Origin of the sequence: Zhongshania sp., assembly GCF_047636175.1 — a bacterium.
GTDB lineage: Bacteria > Pseudomonadota > Gammaproteobacteria > Pseudomonadales > Spongiibacteraceae > Spongiibacter.
Window position 1 is genome coordinate 1 of record NZ_JBLIKC010000001.1, and the last position, 15,832, is coordinate 15,832.

The 15,832-nt window shown below is 49.7% G+C and carries 13 protein-coding genes and 1 pseudogene; 9 read left to right on the top strand and 5 right to left on the bottom strand.

Going from position 1 to position 15,832, the window contains the following annotated elements; translation table 11 throughout:
* From ACI955_RS00005 to ACI955_RS00020, 4 genes and pseudogenes are all read left to right on the top strand, one after another.
* A pseudogene (locus ACI955_RS00005) lies at nucleotides 1–347 on the top strand (ribosome biogenesis GTPase Der); the annotation flags it as partial.
* 74 nt (nucleotides 348–421) lie between these two features.
* Complete coding sequence (locus tag ACI955_RS00010; protein ID WP_415241684.1) at nucleotides 422–823, top strand: group III truncated hemoglobin; 402 nt, start codon at nucleotides 422–424, stop codon at nucleotides 821–823.
* Between the two features lie 314 nt (nucleotides 824–1,137).
* Nucleotides 1,138–1,926, top strand: coding sequence for an SDR family oxidoreductase (locus ACI955_RS00015; protein ID WP_415241685.1), 789 nt, complete (start codon nucleotides 1,138–1,140; stop codon nucleotides 1,924–1,926).
* 84 nt (nucleotides 1,927–2,010) lie between these two features.
* The gene (locus tag ACI955_RS00020; protein ID WP_415241686.1) at nucleotides 2,011–3,180 is read left to right on the top strand and encodes a helix-turn-helix transcriptional regulator; all 1,170 of its coding nucleotides are present in this window, start codon (nucleotides 2,011–2,013) and stop codon (nucleotides 3,178–3,180) included.
* Nucleotides 3,181–3,217: 37 nt separating this feature from the next.
* Here ACI955_RS00020 and ACI955_RS00025 read toward each other — a convergent pair whose 3' ends face one another.
* Nucleotides 3,218–3,748, bottom strand: coding sequence for a hypothetical protein (locus ACI955_RS00025; protein WP_415241687.1), 531 nt, complete (start codon nucleotides 3,746–3,748; stop codon nucleotides 3,218–3,220).
* Nucleotides 3,749–3,871: 123 nt separating this feature from the next.
* Between ACI955_RS00025 and ACI955_RS00030 the strand changes: the two genes are divergently transcribed.
* Complete coding sequence (locus ACI955_RS00030; RefSeq protein WP_415241688.1) at nucleotides 3,872–4,168, top strand: DUF1244 domain-containing protein; 297 nt, start codon at nucleotides 3,872–3,874, stop codon at nucleotides 4,166–4,168.
* Nucleotides 4,169–4,197: 29 nt separating this feature from the next.
* Here the strand turns inward: ACI955_RS00030 and ACI955_RS00035 are convergent, their stop codons facing one another.
* Entirely contained in the window at nucleotides 4,198–4,599 is a 402-nt protein-coding gene (locus tag ACI955_RS00035) for a hypothetical protein (protein ID WP_415241689.1), read from the bottom strand.
* Between the two features lie 129 nt (nucleotides 4,600–4,728).
* On the opposite strand from ACI955_RS00035, the gene dinB reads away from it, so the two are divergent.
* Entirely contained in the window at nucleotides 4,729–5,823 is a 1,095-nt protein-coding gene (gene dinB / locus ACI955_RS00040) for a DNA polymerase IV (protein WP_415241691.1), read from the top strand.
* Nucleotides 5,824–5,910: 87 nt separating this feature from the next.
* On the opposite strand, the gene ACI955_RS00045 is transcribed toward dinB, so the two are convergent.
* From ACI955_RS00045 to gcvP, 3 genes are all read right to left on the bottom strand, one after another.
* Entirely contained in the window at nucleotides 5,911–7,224 is a 1,314-nt protein-coding gene (locus tag ACI955_RS00045) for an OmpA family protein (RefSeq protein ID WP_415241693.1), read from the bottom strand.
* Between the two features lie 68 nt (nucleotides 7,225–7,292).
* A complete protein-coding gene (locus ACI955_RS00050; RefSeq protein ID WP_415241694.1) occupies nucleotides 7,293–9,974 on the bottom strand; it encodes a hypothetical protein in 2,682 nt (893 codons plus the stop codon).
* Nucleotides 9,975–10,214: 240 nt separating this feature from the next.
* On the bottom strand, nucleotides 10,215–13,091 hold the full coding sequence (gene gcvP, locus ACI955_RS00055) for an aminomethyl-transferring glycine dehydrogenase (protein ID WP_415241695.1): 2,877 nt from the start codon (nucleotides 13,089–13,091) through the stop codon (nucleotides 10,215–10,217).
* A gap of 529 nt (nucleotides 13,092–13,620) precedes the next feature.
* Between gcvP and ACI955_RS00060 the strand changes: the two genes are divergently transcribed.
* The 3 genes from ACI955_RS00060 (at nucleotide 13,621) to ACI955_RS00070 (ending at nucleotide 15,803) form a co-directional block, all read left to right on the top strand.
* On the top strand, nucleotides 13,621–13,923 hold the full coding sequence (locus tag ACI955_RS00060) for a hypothetical protein (protein ID WP_415241696.1): 303 nt from the start codon (nucleotides 13,621–13,623) through the stop codon (nucleotides 13,921–13,923).
* Between the two features lie 625 nt (nucleotides 13,924–14,548).
* Nucleotides 14,549–15,151 (top strand): NUDIX domain-containing protein, encoded by a 603-nt coding sequence (locus ACI955_RS00065; protein ID WP_415241697.1) that lies wholly within the window; start codon nucleotides 14,549–14,551, stop codon nucleotides 15,149–15,151.
* A gap of 55 nt (nucleotides 15,152–15,206) precedes the next feature.
* Nucleotides 15,207–15,803, top strand: a complete 597-nt coding sequence (locus ACI955_RS00070; protein ID WP_415241698.1) for a DUF1134 domain-containing protein — start codon at nucleotides 15,207–15,209, stop codon at nucleotides 15,801–15,803.
* Nucleotides 15,804–15,832: the final 29 nt, after the last annotated feature.

The window sequence follows — 15,832 nt, forward strand, 5'->3', positions numbered from 1 at the left end:
CCCGAATGCTAACGACTATTTTGGAAGGTGCAGTGCACGACCACAATCCGCCAATGATTAATGGTCGCCGCATTAAGCTTCGCTATGCTCACCCTGGTGGGCAGAATCCACCTATCATCGTGATCCACGGTAACCAGACGGAAAGGGTTCCCGCGAGCTATACCCGCTATTTAGAAAAAGTCTTTCGCCGTGAATTGAAAATGATGGGCACGCCGATTAAGATTGAATTTAAAACGTCGGAAAATCCATTCGAGGGCAAAAAGAAAGACCTTAGCAAACGTCAGGTAGAGCGCAAGCAACGAGTGATGCGTTTTTCTAAGGCAAAGACGGCTAGAAAGAAAAAATAGGTTTTGCTCACGAGCAATATTCGCAGTGAGAATGTTGCTCGTATACCCTTTCATGACATAGTTTAGCCTTTATAATGCTCCCTCATATTTCAATAAATAATAAGCCAGACCTCGACTCCCCTGAACACATTGCTATGTTCGTCGAAGCATTCTATGCCTGCCTTTTAAGGGACCAGCGCTTGGCGCCGATCTTTACTGAGGTTGCCGGGATCGATATTGCTGAACATTTTCCACGCATACAGGCCTATTGGGAAAAACTGTTGCTGGGTGAAAATAACTACCAGCGTCATACGATGAATATCCATCGTCAATTAGATGCGAAGCAGCGTTTGTCAGACAGCGATTTTGATCAATGGCTAGGGTATTTTATTCAATCAGCCGATAGCGGCTTTGCTGGCCCAAAAACTGAGCACGCTAAACGAATTGCGACCACGATCGCCAAGAATATGCGCAGAGCACTTAGCGTGAATAACTAATATTAGCAGAAAATATTCGCCTTTTTATATCCATCAAATTATCTTAAGTGAAGGTACTTCGATGGCAGCGTAAATACTGCGGATTCTGCGGCCCGTCTCGGTACGGCTGACCTAGTAATGCGTCAGCACTGCATCCCTCACAATATTCCATATAATGTCGCTAGTTTAGAGCTGGAGATAACCGCCAATGAAGAGTGATTTGGCGGGCGTCGCGGCATAATAGTTACCCCGTCCATATGGGTGGTGTCGGATTGTTTCGGCTCCGCTAAGCTGATCAATGTTATCCCTATAATTATTAATAACAGGATCAGTTTATGCTTTTACAAGGCAAGGTAGTCATCGTCTCTGGCATCGGACCGGGACTAGGTCAAGAGTTGGCGGTAGAAGCGGCTAAACAGGGCGCCTCTGTTGCTATGTGTGCTCGTACAGCGAGTAAGCTTGACGATGCCGAGGCGGCGATCAGCGCCCTAGGCTTGGGCACCGAGGTATTAAAAGTTGCCACCGACATCAGCGACCGTCTTCAATGTGCAAACTTGGTGGCGCAAACCATCGCTCGTTTTGGTCGTATCGACGTGCTCTTTAATAGCGCTTATAACCCCGGTGAGTTTGGACCGATAGAAAGCGCAAATTTAGACAGTTGGCGCGCGGCAATGGACGTCAATTTATTTGGCACTATGGCATTAACACTTGAAACCATTCCACAAATGAAAAAACAGGGTGGTGGCGCGATAGTCATGATCAATACCATGATTACTCGCAAGCCGCTTCACACCCAAGGTGGTTACGGCGCATCTAAGGCCGCCTTGGCGAGCGCAACCTCTCACTTGGCTTTGGAGCTTGGGGGCTATAATATTCGGGTTAATTCTGCGTATATGGGATGGATGTGGGGCCCTGCGGTTGAAGGCTATCTGCAGATGAACGCAGATGCAGGAGGTCCAACAGTAGCCCAGCAAGTGGCTGCGGTTTCTAAAAATATTCCCATAGGCCATATTCCAGATGATGGTGACTGTGCCAAAGCGGCGATCTTTTTAGGCTCAGATTACGCCTGCGCGGTTACCGGCGCAGCACTGGATGTTAATGGTGGTGAGTATTTGCCTCACTAACAGCAGATTCGGGTATTCGATGGTGAATTCCCTTTAGACAGCAGTTAGAATCGGGTCATTTCTACAAGGTGACCCAAATTATTTATGGCTGATTTAAGTATCTCGCCGCAGATGGATGCGGTGATCCAATCAATTTATCGCGGGGCGCTAGAGTCGCCCCCTTGGCAGCAATTTTTGGGTGAATTACGGACACTACTCGGTGGTAATTTTGCTACCTTGTTACTGCGTCCGCCGAACATTCATGAGAAAGGTGTGGTACTAAATTCGGCGGTATTTTCTGCTGATATTTACCATGCTTATAACGATACCTACTTTGCTTTAGACCCTTTCGTAAATTTGCCGGATGGTGATGTTGTCACTATTTCCGAATTTCTTTCGGTGGCAGATTTTCAGCAATCTGAGTATTTCCGCAGCTATCTGCAACCCAGTGATGTGATGCATATCTTGGGGGCTGATCTATGGGGGAGTGAGGGGCTGCTGGCTCGCCTCAGAGTCACAAGGCCGGACTGCGCAGATGACTTTGGCGATACCGAGAAAGCACTATGTAGGCTGCTTCTTCCGCATTTACGTCTGGCGATTGAAATCCATTCGCGCTTGCGGGAGTCTGAACTGGAGAGGAGTCTGTACGCCGATACGTTTGGGCAATTGGCGGTTGGTGTTATTACTCTAGATTCACAGGCAGCGGTTTTAAGCAGTAATCCGGTGGCGAGGCGACTCATAGATACGTCTAGGGGCATAGTGTTGCGTAATGGCACTTTGCAGTTAGAAGTCAGTCGAGAGCAACGGGCATTTGGCACCCTACTAGCAGAAGTCGTAAGCGCCCACCATCAGCAGCTGGCGGGCTGCGTGCGAGCATTCCGACTTGCCGATAATGCGCAGTTGCAAGGTTTGAGTTTATTGTTGAGACCCTTGCCACTCAGCGATCGCAGCGGTGAAAACAGTCCAGCGGTGGCGGTGTTTATTAGTGATCCGATGGCGCCGAGACAAGCTCCCAGTGAAGTGTTAACGGCCTTATTTGGGTTAACTCCAGCCGAAGCTCGTCTTGCTGTTAGGCTTGTTAATGGCTTTAGCCTAGAGGAGGCAGCAATGAGTCTGGGCGTGTCGCGTAACACAGCGAAGTCTCACCTCAGTGCAATTTTTTCAAAGACCGGCGCGACGAGGCAAACCCAGCTTATCCAATTAATACTGAATAGCGTGGTGACTTTGGCTGGGGTACAAGTAATAGATGAGGGAGTTGTAAAGTGTAGGTCCTAACATTACAACTCACTGCGCTTAGGTCTATCTGGCGGGATTAAGTGCTTTTGGGTGCCGCTTTTTTAGCAGGTGCTTTTTTGACAGCAGTTTTCTTGGCGACTGCTTTCTTAGCGGGTACTTTTTTAACTGCGGCTTTTTTTGTAGTTACTTTTTTAGGTGCGGCCTTAGTTTTGCTATCGAAATTCTTGGCTGCATCTTGCGCGGCTTTAGCAAGTGCCTTGGCGCGTTGATAGTCGCCTTTAAGCTCTGCGAGCTGATTCTTTGCCATAATCATAACGGCCTTGGCGTCTAGCTCAAGCTCCCTTGCACCATCGACCGCAGAGTGGGCTCTATCTACCTGTTTTTGAATACGGCTGTCCATTTTTGCTTTGGCTTTCTTTTGCAGTTCACCAAGTTTAGTTTGTTCTGCTTTTAATTTTTCGCGGGCTTTTTCTGCCTGCGCTTTCGCTTTGTCAATGGCTCTATGGGCGTCTGTCATTAAGCGATCACGCAGCTGTTCAACTTTGGATTCTAGTAATTCGATTTCTCTACGGATCAATGCAACCGGATCCATTTTTTTATTTGTCATATCAGCGAGCCTCGGTAAGCGTTTTATGGTTATTAATCGACGAACTTCAGTACTTGCAACAGTGGTAACATAGCAAACTTTGCGATAATACACAGCGAAACTTTAATTTATTGGGGCAAAATTATGGATAAAGCACAAACTGATGCTATCGAGGCGGCAGTATTTCGTCGTTTACTAGCGCACTTAGATGATCGTAAAGATGTTCAGAATATTGACCTAATGAATCTTGCGGGATTTTGTCGTAACTGTTTGTCTAAGTGGTATGTCACAGCAGCGGGCGATGAGGGCGTCGGCGTGGATTACGAGGCGGCACGCGAGCGTGTTTATGGTATGCCATATTCGCAATGGAAGGCCGAGTTTCAGGCGGAAGCCAGCGCCGATCAATTAGCGGGCTTCGCTAAAAATAAGCCAGAAGAATAACTTATTTACTGGCGCCGGTTTATAGCGACTTAGAAGCCGCCGTTGGGAATGAAGCGATTGTCGGTATTGCTGCGGATCCATATCAGCATGTCTCGATCTAACTTCTCGCCACGGCTGCGTAAAACCTTGTTGAGCCATATTGCAGGTGATTCTTTACCGGCATCCCAGCCGTTAATGAGTTTCTCTGCACGAGTGAAAAACCGGATCAGGGCAACAATATCGTCATTGCTGAAGTCAGCGGTCGCCGCTTGCCAGTGCGCTTGGGATACCCGCATAAATACGCCGTAGCGTTGCTGTTCGTCATCCGTAAACGGCGAGGGTAATTCTTCGAGTTGACCTTCTTTACTAATAACAACGCAGCGGTGCAGCCACTGCAGATCTATCGAGAGTGCGCTCTTTTCGTTTTCTGGTGTCCAACTGCCAATTGCCATCTTTCACGATCCACTTTGCCAAGAAAGCCGCCAGTATAGCGCACAATCGAGGGTGACTTACGCGATGGTATTTGCTATTTTGCTGGCTATTCATACAGTTGTGTATGTAGGCCTGATGGGTGGTGGTTCTTGCGCAAGATTATTCACTGTGACTGTGATTGCTTTTATGCCTCGGTGGAGTTGCGAGACGACCCGAGCTTAAAAGATCGCCCGGTTGCAGTAGGCGGTTCAGCAGAGCGCCGAGGCGTTGTTGCAACCTGTAATTACGAAGCCCGAGCCTTCGGCATTCATTCTGCAATGCCGACTGCCAGTGCGCTGCGGCGCTGTCCTAATCTTATTGTTCTCGCTCCCTGCATGGAGAAGTATCGTGAAGTTGCGCTGCAAATAAGGGCGATTTTTGGCCGGTACACCGAGCATATCGAACCCTTATCACTGGATGAGGCTTACCTTGATGTGAGCAATTGTGATCTTTTTCAAGGCAGTGCAACACGTATTGCGCAAGCAATACGTCAGCAGGTGCGTGATGAGGTGGGCATTACTATTTCAGCGGGTGTTGCACCCAATAAGTTTTTAGCCAAGGTGGCGAGTGATTGGGATAAACCTGATGGCTTGACCGTTATTACACCGGCCCAAGTTGATGAGTTTGTGCTTAGTCTGCCGGTGAGCAAAATACACGGTGTGGGTAAGGTCATGGCCGCTCGCATGGCGGCGCACGCGATTTTTTCCTGCGCTGATTTACGGTGCCGATCTCTGGAAGAGTTACTGACCTTGTTCGGTAAGTTTGGCCATCAGTTATATAGCTATGCACGCGGGCTTGATGATCGTCCGGTTAAAGCGCACCGAGAGCGCAAATCCCTCAGTGTTGAAACCACCTTTGCACAAGATATTGACGGTGTCGATGCTGCAAAAAGTAGGATAGCTGCTTTATTTGATGAGCTTGAGAAAAGGTTACTTCTGCTAGGTGATAAGCGATTCAGTGGCATTTTTGTAAAATTGAAGTCGGCCGATTTTCGCCAAACCACCATTGATCGGCGGCATGATGGTGATTTAAGGGCAGAACTTTTTGAGCTGCTACTTGAAGAGGCGTGGGTGAGAATGGCCTCGCCTTTGCGCCTTATTGGCGTTGGTGTGCGCTTTGCATCCAAGGGCGAGGATGAAACTGAAAAGGCATTATTTAAAGACGTTCATGAAAAACAGTTAGATTTGTTTGCTGGTTTTAATTGATCAACTGACGCGGCGCTGAAGGCCGAATGAGATTTTAGGCAATAAAAAAGGGCGGTAAAAACCGCCCTTTTTCAAAGTGCAGTAGCCTTATTCATTAGGGCTGATAACCTGCAGTTCAACACGACGGTTTCGTTCGCGGCCTTCGTCGGTATTGTTGTCAGCAACGGGTTTACTTTCGCCGTAACCTTTCGCCTGCTGACGTGAGGGAGTAATGCCTTTGCCTGACAGGTAGTTAACAACCGATTGCGCACGTTGTTGCGACAGCGTGTAATTATAGGTGTCGCTACCGACAGAATCGGTGTGGCCCATAATAATAATACTGACGTCAGGTTCGTTGCTTAAAGACTCAGCTACCTTGTTCAAAATGGTCTGTGAATCGAGCATCAAACGCGATTTATTAAACTCAAAATGGACACCAGTAAGCTCAACGGTTTGTGAAATAACACAGCCGCGCGAATTTACCTTCAAGCCTGGAAGCGTGCCAGGGCATTGGTCTATTTTGTCTGGAACGCCGTCGCCATCACTATCCAATGCGCAGCCCTGAGAGTTAACAGGAACGCCGTAGGGAGTGTTTGGACATTGATCAATGTCGTTAGGTACACCGTCACGGTCATCATCGATTGAGCAGCCGTTGACATTAACTTTCGCACCAGGAGGAGTGTTAGGACATTGGTCACGGAAGTTTGGTATGCCGTCATTGTCAGAGTCTAGCGGGCAACCGGTAGCATCAACCGGGGTGCCACGAGGCGTGTTGGGGCACTTATCCAAACGGTCTGGCACGCCGTCGCCATCAGAGTCATAGTTGTATGGCATCGGCTTGTCGCCAAACGGTACTGATATACCTATTAAAAATGCGTAGGTGTAAAAGGTATCGTTATCTGGAAATAAAGGTGCTTGCCGTTTAATAGAGTCTAGTTGGTAGCGAGCTTCACCGCGGATGGCAACTTTATCCAGTTCATAACTAAAACCGAGGATAGCGTCACTGCCATAGTCAGATTGAGTCGCCGTAATGCCGGGCGCTTCATACTCTACTTCATGATAAGTCAGGCCTATACCCAAGAAGGGTTGAATAGGGGCGGCATCGAGCATAAATGCGCCGCGAGGGAAGTATAAAAAGTCTAAACCACCCGCGCTGCGACTATAGGTGTCATTTTTTGTGTTCTTAAACTCACCGTAGTTAAGGTGAGTATCGATCATGACATAGGCGCTGATGGGTTTACCAATACCAATCTTGCCTTGGTTGCCTGAATCGAAGTCACTACCATCAGCGACAGTAGAACCAATCATGCCGTGCATGCGCCAGCGGCTATCAATGACTGTCTCTTCGTCATCTGCTGCAAAAGCAGAAATAGTGCTGCACCCCATAGCAAGAGCAAGCGTTATATTACGCAGTTTACTCATTAATTTATTCTCCGTTGCTAAGCATTGTAAAAACGCGGCCTAAGCCGCATTTCATTTTTTAGTCGTTATTAGGGCGCTATTGGGAACGCCGCGCTGCAATCATCAGAAGTGATAGTGCCGTCGAGCAGTCCGGTGACAGCGGCTTGGGGGTCGCCACCGGAGAGAGTGCCAAAGAAAGTGGTCACGTCAGCTTCGCTGACTAAGCAGGTGTCTATGATGGCGGTTAGGGTCTCTTGGTTCAGCGCTTCAGCTAATGCTGCAATTTGCTCTGCGCCCGGCAATTCGGCAGGGGGTGTTGGCAAACCTCCACCGCCGCCCAGTAAGTCAGTTATCGTGCTGAGGTCACCTGACATCAAGGCCTCATTGATTTGATCGATCGGCAGTTGGCCGGTGATTTGATCAATAGGGAGGTTGGACAAGATCGGGTCTGCGTAATAACCGAGTTCAAACAGCAATGGCAAGAGCACCGGTTCGGCTAGAGGGTTGTCACCGGAAAGTATGGGCTCATAAATCGCACAGGCGGAGCCAGATTGGTCGGCTAGCGCAAGGGTTCCCGCTGGTTGTACCAGTGTTGTAGCGCCGTTGTTAGACAGCGTCTCTACTTCGCTCGGTAGTGTTTCAGCCACTGGCGCGTCGTATTTGCTATTGCTGTTGCGGTCGGTAAAAACACGTATGCACATAGTAGAGAAGCGAGCTTCACCTTGGGCTTCAAGCAGGCCCTTGTCAATTGCGCTGAACTCTGCCGGCTTGCTGGCGCTGATGTCGCCGACGGGAATTGGAACATCCCCAGATTGCGGCGTGGTAATACAGGTGTTGTTGGCACTGTCGTAATAACCAACATCGGCACTAAATACCACCGATGGAACCTGGGTTACATCGCGGTAGACCGTAAGGTCGGCTGGATTAGACGTATCTATTCCTTCGCCCGTGTTGCTTGTGAATAGCGCGTGCGCAAAGAAACGACGGCTGCCTTTTGTAGCGCCAGCCTCAAAGCCATTTTCTTGGCTTGCATTAAGGCTGACGCTACCGCTGCCTAAACACGAGAACTCGTCAACAACCGGATCGCCGCTGGTGTCGTCTTGCTGCATCAGCACTAAGGCGACTAGCGCGTCATCGACAACACTGACGGTAACGGTGTCGCTAATGGCCGAAGCTTTGTAGGTCGCGGTCAGACTTGAATTGCCAACAAATACCGGGTTGTTGGGCGTTGTTGGCATTGCGGTGGTCTCGCTGCCAATGAGCGGGCTCACCTTCAATGTGTCGGCCTTGCCAACGGTCCAGCTTACTGTGCCGCTGCCACAAGGCGCCTGACCGCTAGTGTAGGTGCAAAGGGCGGTAAAGGTTTTTTCTGATTCCAAAAAGCTCAAATTGATGCTGTATTTTTTGTCAGGGTCAGCAGCGCCAATCTTGGGCAGGATATCAATTTTAGTGACTGTTTCGTCGCTCAAGTTAAGCTTTAATGTGCCAGTAATGATGCTGGTGCTGGAGTTGTTGTAACTGGCCGTCACGGTGCTGTTATTTTTCGCCGCGTCATTGCGAATGGCATCATAGTCAAGCTGCCCTATTAAGGTTGCCGTGCCGTCAGTGGCGTTCAGCTCGGTGCTGTAAATCGTGCTCGGTACCGGCACTGAACTCCACGCCAATAGATTAGCGCCGCGGCACTGATAGCGATTAAATGACTGATTACTATTTACAGGATTTTCATAGTTTAGTTTGGCGACCATTTGCAGCGTTGATGCAGCCGGTAAGGTTGCGCCCGTGATCTCAACGTTTGCGCTGTCTAGTCCTTGGCAGCTGCTTAGCGGTGTAACGGCTTGGTCTAAGACGCCATTGCTGTTGCACGTTAGGGCTGCAGGGTTAGTGATTACACAGACGTCAACGGATTTAACGCTAGCCGGTTTGATGATAACTGTTTTAACCGCAAATAATGTTGCTGGGTTAGTGTCAGGGTCTCCGTCGGTAACTGTTGTACAGTCAGACTCAGGATCTATAGCACTGATAATAACGGTAATGCCTTCTTGATTGTTAGTGCCGTCAAAGGGGTTGGTAATGGTTGCTAGGGCAGTCGCTTGCTCGGCAGAGTATTCGGCAAAGGTAAAAAAGGGTTGACTGGCGCAGAATTTTGCCTCACCGGTGCGGTTTTCCAGCATTGTTAGGTCTAGCAGTTCATTTAACAGCCTGTAGTCGGCCATAGCAATCGCGTTTGCATCAAGGGGGTCGATGGCAATGATTTCGGGTCCAACAATAGATGGCGGTGGAACACGTATGGGTGGCACCACCAAAAATTCGACAGGGGTGGCCGTGTAAGTGCGGCCTTCAAATATGTAGCTGCCATTTAATGTAAGGCTAATTGTGCCCTCGGGTTCGGCAAGAAAAGCGGTGCTGAGAATGTATTTTACCTTTCCGTAAAGAATGGCATTGCTCACCGCGGCGGCTAAACCGGCAATGGCTGGGTCGCCAATGGGGCCAGTGATTGACCAGCTGGTTCCCTCGGTCACGTTCAGTTCAGGGCCAAGATTGACCTCAACGCCGTCGGTTTGCAGGGCGACCATGCGTGCAAAAATGCCGTCTTCGGTTTGATTGGTGCCTAGGCCTGCCAGTTTGTTGGTAACGGGGAATTCTATGCGCAACGTGCTTGGGTCAAGTTTGGCACTTGGACGGTCGGGGCTGCGGGCATCACCGCCGCCGCCACAGGCAACGAGCAAGCTCGTTGTCAGTGCTAATGATAAAGCTAAGATATTCGTTTTCATTTATTCCCCTCCCGGAGAGAGACTAGCTGAAACACATTGCGGAAGATTTTAAGATTCACATGTACGTAGTTTCACGGATGTTATTTGTAAAAACAATACCATATGCGTCTAAGCTCCCATGTTAGGTGCAAAAACAACAACATTTCTGTGAAGTAGTCATATGAAACCGCCTTCGCCCAAGAAAAAGGCGTAAAAGTCGATGTTTTGGCGGGAATATGCCCTCTTTCGAGGGCATGTTACTCAGTCTGCCATATAGCTCTCTATCGGTGGGCAGGAGCAAATGAGGTTGCGATCACCGTATACATTGTCAATACGGTTCACGGTTGGCCAGTACTTGCTGTCGCGTAAGTTGGCAACGGGGAAGCTGCCTTCTTCGCGAGAGTAGGGGCGATCCCAGTCGGCGACGATGTCGGCAAGGGTGTGGGGTGCATTCACTAAAGGGTTGTTGTCGGCGGGTAGCTGCCCGCTCTCCACGCGACCCACTTCGCGGCGAATATGAATCATGGCGTCACAGAAGCGATCTATTTCCATCTTCGATTCGCTTTCGGTCGGCTCAATCATTAATGTGCCCGGTACCGGAAACGACATAGTGGGGGCGTGAAAGCCATAGTCCATCAAGCGTTTGGCAATGTCTTCTTCACTGATACCGGTACTTTCTTTAAGTGGCCGTAAATCGATAATACATTCGTGGGCAACGCGACCATTGCGTCCGGTATAAAGCACGGGGTAGTGTTCGTGAAGGCGGGTAGCGATGTAGTTGGCGCTGAGGATGGCAATTTCAGTCGCTTTCTTTAAGCCGCTGCCGCCCATTAATGAAATATACGCCCACGATATTGGCAGAATGCTGGCGCTGCCGTAGGTAGCGCCAGAGACGGTGTCATTATGTGGGTTTAAACCTTCTACCGGAAATACCGGGTGACTGGGTAAAAAAGGCGCTAAATGGGCTTTAACCCCGATAGGTCCCATACCTGGCCCGCCACCGCCGTGAGGAATGCAAAATGTTTTGTGGAGATTAAGATGCGATACGTCGGCGCCAAATTCGCCCGGCGCCGCGAGTCCCACTAGGGCGTTCATATTGGCGCCGTCGACATAGACTTGGCCGCCATACTGGTGAGTGATGTCGCAGATTTCGCGAATTCCCTCTTCAAATACACCGTGGGTTGACGGGTAAGTGACCATTAGTGCGGACAGTTGGTCGGCGTGGCGTTCGGCTTTTTGGCGAAGGTCGTCAATGTCTACATTGCCGAGCTGATCACAGCCTACAATCACAACGCGCATCCCAGCCATCGCCGCTGATGCGGGATTGGTGCCGTGGGCAGAGCTAGGGATTAAGCAAATGTCACGGGCGGCATCACCGCGGCTTTCGTGATAGCGCTTAATGGCGAGAAGGCCGGCGTACTCACCTTGCGAGCCGGCGTTCGGCTGCATAGAAAATTTATCGTAGCCGGTGCAAGCCATTAACTGCTGTTCAAGTTCGTCAATTAGCTGTAGGTAGCCAGCTACCTGATTACGCGGCGCAAAGGGATGTATGTTGCTGAATTCTGGCCAGGATACGGGAATCATCTCGGCGGTCGCGTTTAGCTTCATAGTGCAGGAGCCTAGTGCAATCATTGAGTGATTTAAGGCAATGTCTTTGCGCTCAAGACGATTCATATAGCGCAGCATTTCAGTTTCTGAGCGGTACAGATGAAATACTGGGTGGCTGAGATAGCTGCTCTTGCGTTCTAGTGAGGCGGGGATGCCCGGCATCTTTCCTAAAGAGTTATCCAGTGCGTTTACCGAGGGCAGGGATTTATCACCGGCAAAGACTTGCCATAATTGTTCAATGTCATCAACCGTGGTGGTTTCATCAAAGCTGACACCTAGCTGCTTAGTGCCGCGTCGCAAGTTTAATAGTGCAGCTTCTGCTTGGTCTGCAATTGCGCTGCTGGCATCACCGGTATTGACTGACACAGTGTCAAAAAAAGCGGTATTGGTGGTATAGCCGAGCTCGCTTAAGCCAGCGGCGAAGATCCCGGTCATTCTATTTATGCGCAATGCGATGGTTTTTAGTCCGTCGGGACCATGATAGATGGCGTAGAACACCGCCATAATGGCGAGCAGTGCTTGCGAGGTGCAAATATTCGATGTCGCCTTTTCTCGGCGGATATGTTGTTCCCGGGTTTGCATTGCCATGCGCAGGGCTTTGTTGCCGCGGTTATCTATCGATACGCCGATGATGCGGCCTGGTATTGAGCGTTTAAAGCTATCGCGGGTGGCAAAGAATGCAGCGTGGGGACCGCCGAAGCCCATGGGTACACCAAAACGTTGCGTGCTGCCGACCACAATGTCTGCGCCTTGTTCGCCCGGTGGTGTTAGCAAAATCAAACTCATGATATCTGCCGCAACGACGGTCATAGCGTCTTGGGCTTTCGCTTGCGCGGAAATCTCCGTAAGGGCCTTGATGCTGCCATCGGTCGCCGGATATTGCAGTAACACACCAAAGCAAGGCGTGCTGGCGAGCTCGGTTTCGGCATTGCCCAATACAATCTCAAGTCCGAGAGGAAGCGCGCGGGTTTTTAAGACGGCGACGGTTTGTGAGTGGCAGCTATTATCTATAAAGAAAACATTGCTTTTGTTTTTGCGGGCCGACCGCTTGCACATCGCCATCGCCTCTGCGGCAGCGGTGGCCTCATCGAGTAGTGAGGCATTGGCAAGTTCTAGGCCAGTTAAATCAATTATCATCTGCTGGAAATTAAGTAGGACTTCTAGCCGTCCTTGGGCAATTTCTGGCTGATATGGGGTGTAAGCGGTGTACCAGCCGGGATTTTCCAGGACGTTACGCAGAATTACCGGCGGTGTGATGGTGCCGTAGTAGCCGGCGCCAATAAACGATCGAGCGATCTGATTTTTGGCCGCTATAGTGCGCAGGCGATTCAGGGTTGCGGTTTCGCTTTGGGGGGCGGGCAATGGCATCTCGCCGCGTAATATCGATGCAGGTACGGTTTGTTTAATCAGTTCGTCCAGCGAACTTGCGCCAACAGTATGCAGCATCGCTGCAGTTTGGGCTTCATCTGGGCCGATATGGCGTGTTAGGAAATCATCATTTTGCGAGAGAGCGGTAAGATTTTCGGTCATTCTGCAATTTGCCTGCGTCGTCGGATGTGCGATGTGTATTAAACCATATTGAGGCTGCATTTTCTTTAGCGAATTTCTGCGACCAATACGGCTCCAGCTGCAGATAGCAGCATATTTCCGATCCATATTGGCATATTCATTGTCGCTACTTCCTGCCACTTTATAGTCATGATACGACTGTTAGTCGGCAGTCGTAAGTTGGTAAAATATGTAATACTTTTTATATCTTAGTTGTTGAAAATAATACACTTTAATAGATTTTTAGCCTTGATCTGGCTGGCGTCATTTTTTACGCTTCGCGAGTTAAGGTCGTGATTGAGAGGATTCTGGTAGCTGTGCTTAGACAAGTAAATGCACGCTGTAAATGGCGAATCCTAGGGTCACATGTTGCGGCCTATCAGTAGTGCTTAATATTACTGCCCGTGCGGTTTATGCCCCGGCTAGCGGGAATCAGCTGTCTCAATAATTTGATACGAAAGAAAAGCGTATTTGGTCTTCAGGGGCGTCACTTGCCGATGGTTTAATTAAAGTGGAGAAAATAAAGGCGCGGGCCGATGATGCCGATACCCTTTCTGCCATTCCGCCTGATGCTGAAACCGGTCGCTGCTATGCGAAGCTGGTCGTGCCTTCAAGCTATGTATGCCGTGTTGAGCGTCGCTTAATTAAGGAGGCGAGCGAGCTTCGAGAAATGATCTCGGCAAAACTCAAATGGTTTGATCAGCCGTTGCCGGTCAGTGAGGCCCATTGCCGTCCTACGGTAGTGCCGGCGACCTACAATGGCAGGAAGAACGGACGCTGGTGTCGCCGCCGCAAAGTCAGCAAGTATTGTTAAGCCCTGCGCGGTATGAAACCGTGGTTATCGAATCACCGGAGGAGTGGGCTTGGAGAGCGGGCGTTGCCACTGAATAGGCTCGGTGCCCCGGGGATTTAAATGACGCCTTGCACGCTGCTTACACATTAAGCGGCGTCATTGCTGGTGTAGCTTTGCAAATGCCTATTGTCGTCCGAGCGCGAGGTGTAAAGATTCATAAAAGCGCTATTGCCCGAAGTGTTCCCTCTGGCAATTGTTTGCGGCAACAGCTAAATTTTAACCGAGAGTAATTTTATAGCGATAGCCGATTGGCAATGATGCCGCTGGAGTTTCGTTACCCCGTTAAGGGCAAGTCTGGCGACTTAGCACTCCGCAAAGAATGCGCGCCGCTTGGTATGAGTGCCATTGACACAAAGATCGGCACTGGAGCTGGTATTCTGGATAGGCACAGCATGCGCAAAAGTATTATTTGTACGGCATCTTAAAAACGCTTATCGAGCGGACAGCAAAATAAGCTGAAGACAGTCTATATTGCCTTAAATTCATCCCTCGCCGCGAAATCAGTTGTAGTTGCGGCGGAGCTCTTGGTTTGATGCTGCGCTAGTATCTCGGCTGCGCAAGCGAGCAAACCCCATTTGGAGGCGTTATGAGTAAAAAGCTGGGTCCCTGGTTGCAATTGAGCAGTCAGACCCTCTATGAGAATCCGTGGTTGCGTTTAGAGCATCACGAGGTAAAAACGCCGGCTGGCACCGATGGAATTTACGGCAAGATTTGTTTTCAGAGTATAGCGGTGGGTATTATTCCGCTAGACGAGCAGGGGTGTACTTATTTGGTCAAGCAATACCGCTACCCCTTGGAGGAAGACAGTTGGGAGATACCTGAGGGCGGTTGCCCGCTGGGGAGTTCGCCGCTGGCAACGGCTAGCCGTGAGCTGCTTGAAGAAACCGGATTATCCGCTAAGAGTTGGGCGAAACTGATGGACTTGCATACGTCAAACTCGGTGACAGATGAGCGTGCTGAAGTATTTTTGGCGATGAGTTTGAGTCAAGGTGAGGCTGATTTAGAGCCAACAGAGCAAGATATAGAGGTGCTTCGTTTGCCTTTAGCGGGGGCGATAACGATGGCGATGGACGGCCGTATTACCGATGCGATTAGCGTGTCCGCGCTATTAAAGTTGCACATACTGTTACTTGGCTGTGAAGGCGATGCTCAGCGCGTCTTAACATCGCTACCAGCTGCGATATTGTAAGATTAGGCGATAAAATGATGTTGCAGGTGGACTATAACTATAAATGGAGAACGAAATGAGCGAGATATTTACTAAACTCCAAGATGCGATGCGGCTAGTGCTGTTGATGACGCTAGTGCTGGCAGCGCCTGCTTTTGCAGAGGATAAGGCCGTAAAGCCCAAATCGAATGAGGGTTTTACTAAGGAGCAAGTATTAGAAAAAGCCGATGGTTTTTTCGGTGAAACGACCGTGAATTTGGCTAAGGCGATAGAAAAAGTATTTGCTGAGCAGGGCAGCCCCAATGCCATTATTGCCGGCGAAGAGGTGTCGGCGGCATTGGGCGTTGGCGTTCGTTACGGCCAAGGTGAGTTGCAGCGTTATAACGGCGATATGAAACCAATTTTTTGGCAGGGGCCCTCAGTTGGGTTTGATATGGGGGCGAATGTCTCCAAAGTATTTACCTTGGTTTACCATTTGGATGAAATGCAGCAGTTGATGCAGCGAATCCCCGGTGTTGATGGCAGTTTTTATGTGGTTGCTGGCGTGGGGGTGAATTACCAGCAGAGTGGAGATTTGATTTTAGCGCCGATTAGAACCGGCGTTGGTTTGCGTGCTGGTGCCAGCGTGGGCTACGTTCACTACAACGATAAAAAGTCGTGGATACCGTTTTGATTTAGTGTCTGCCTAAAACTGGACTAAAA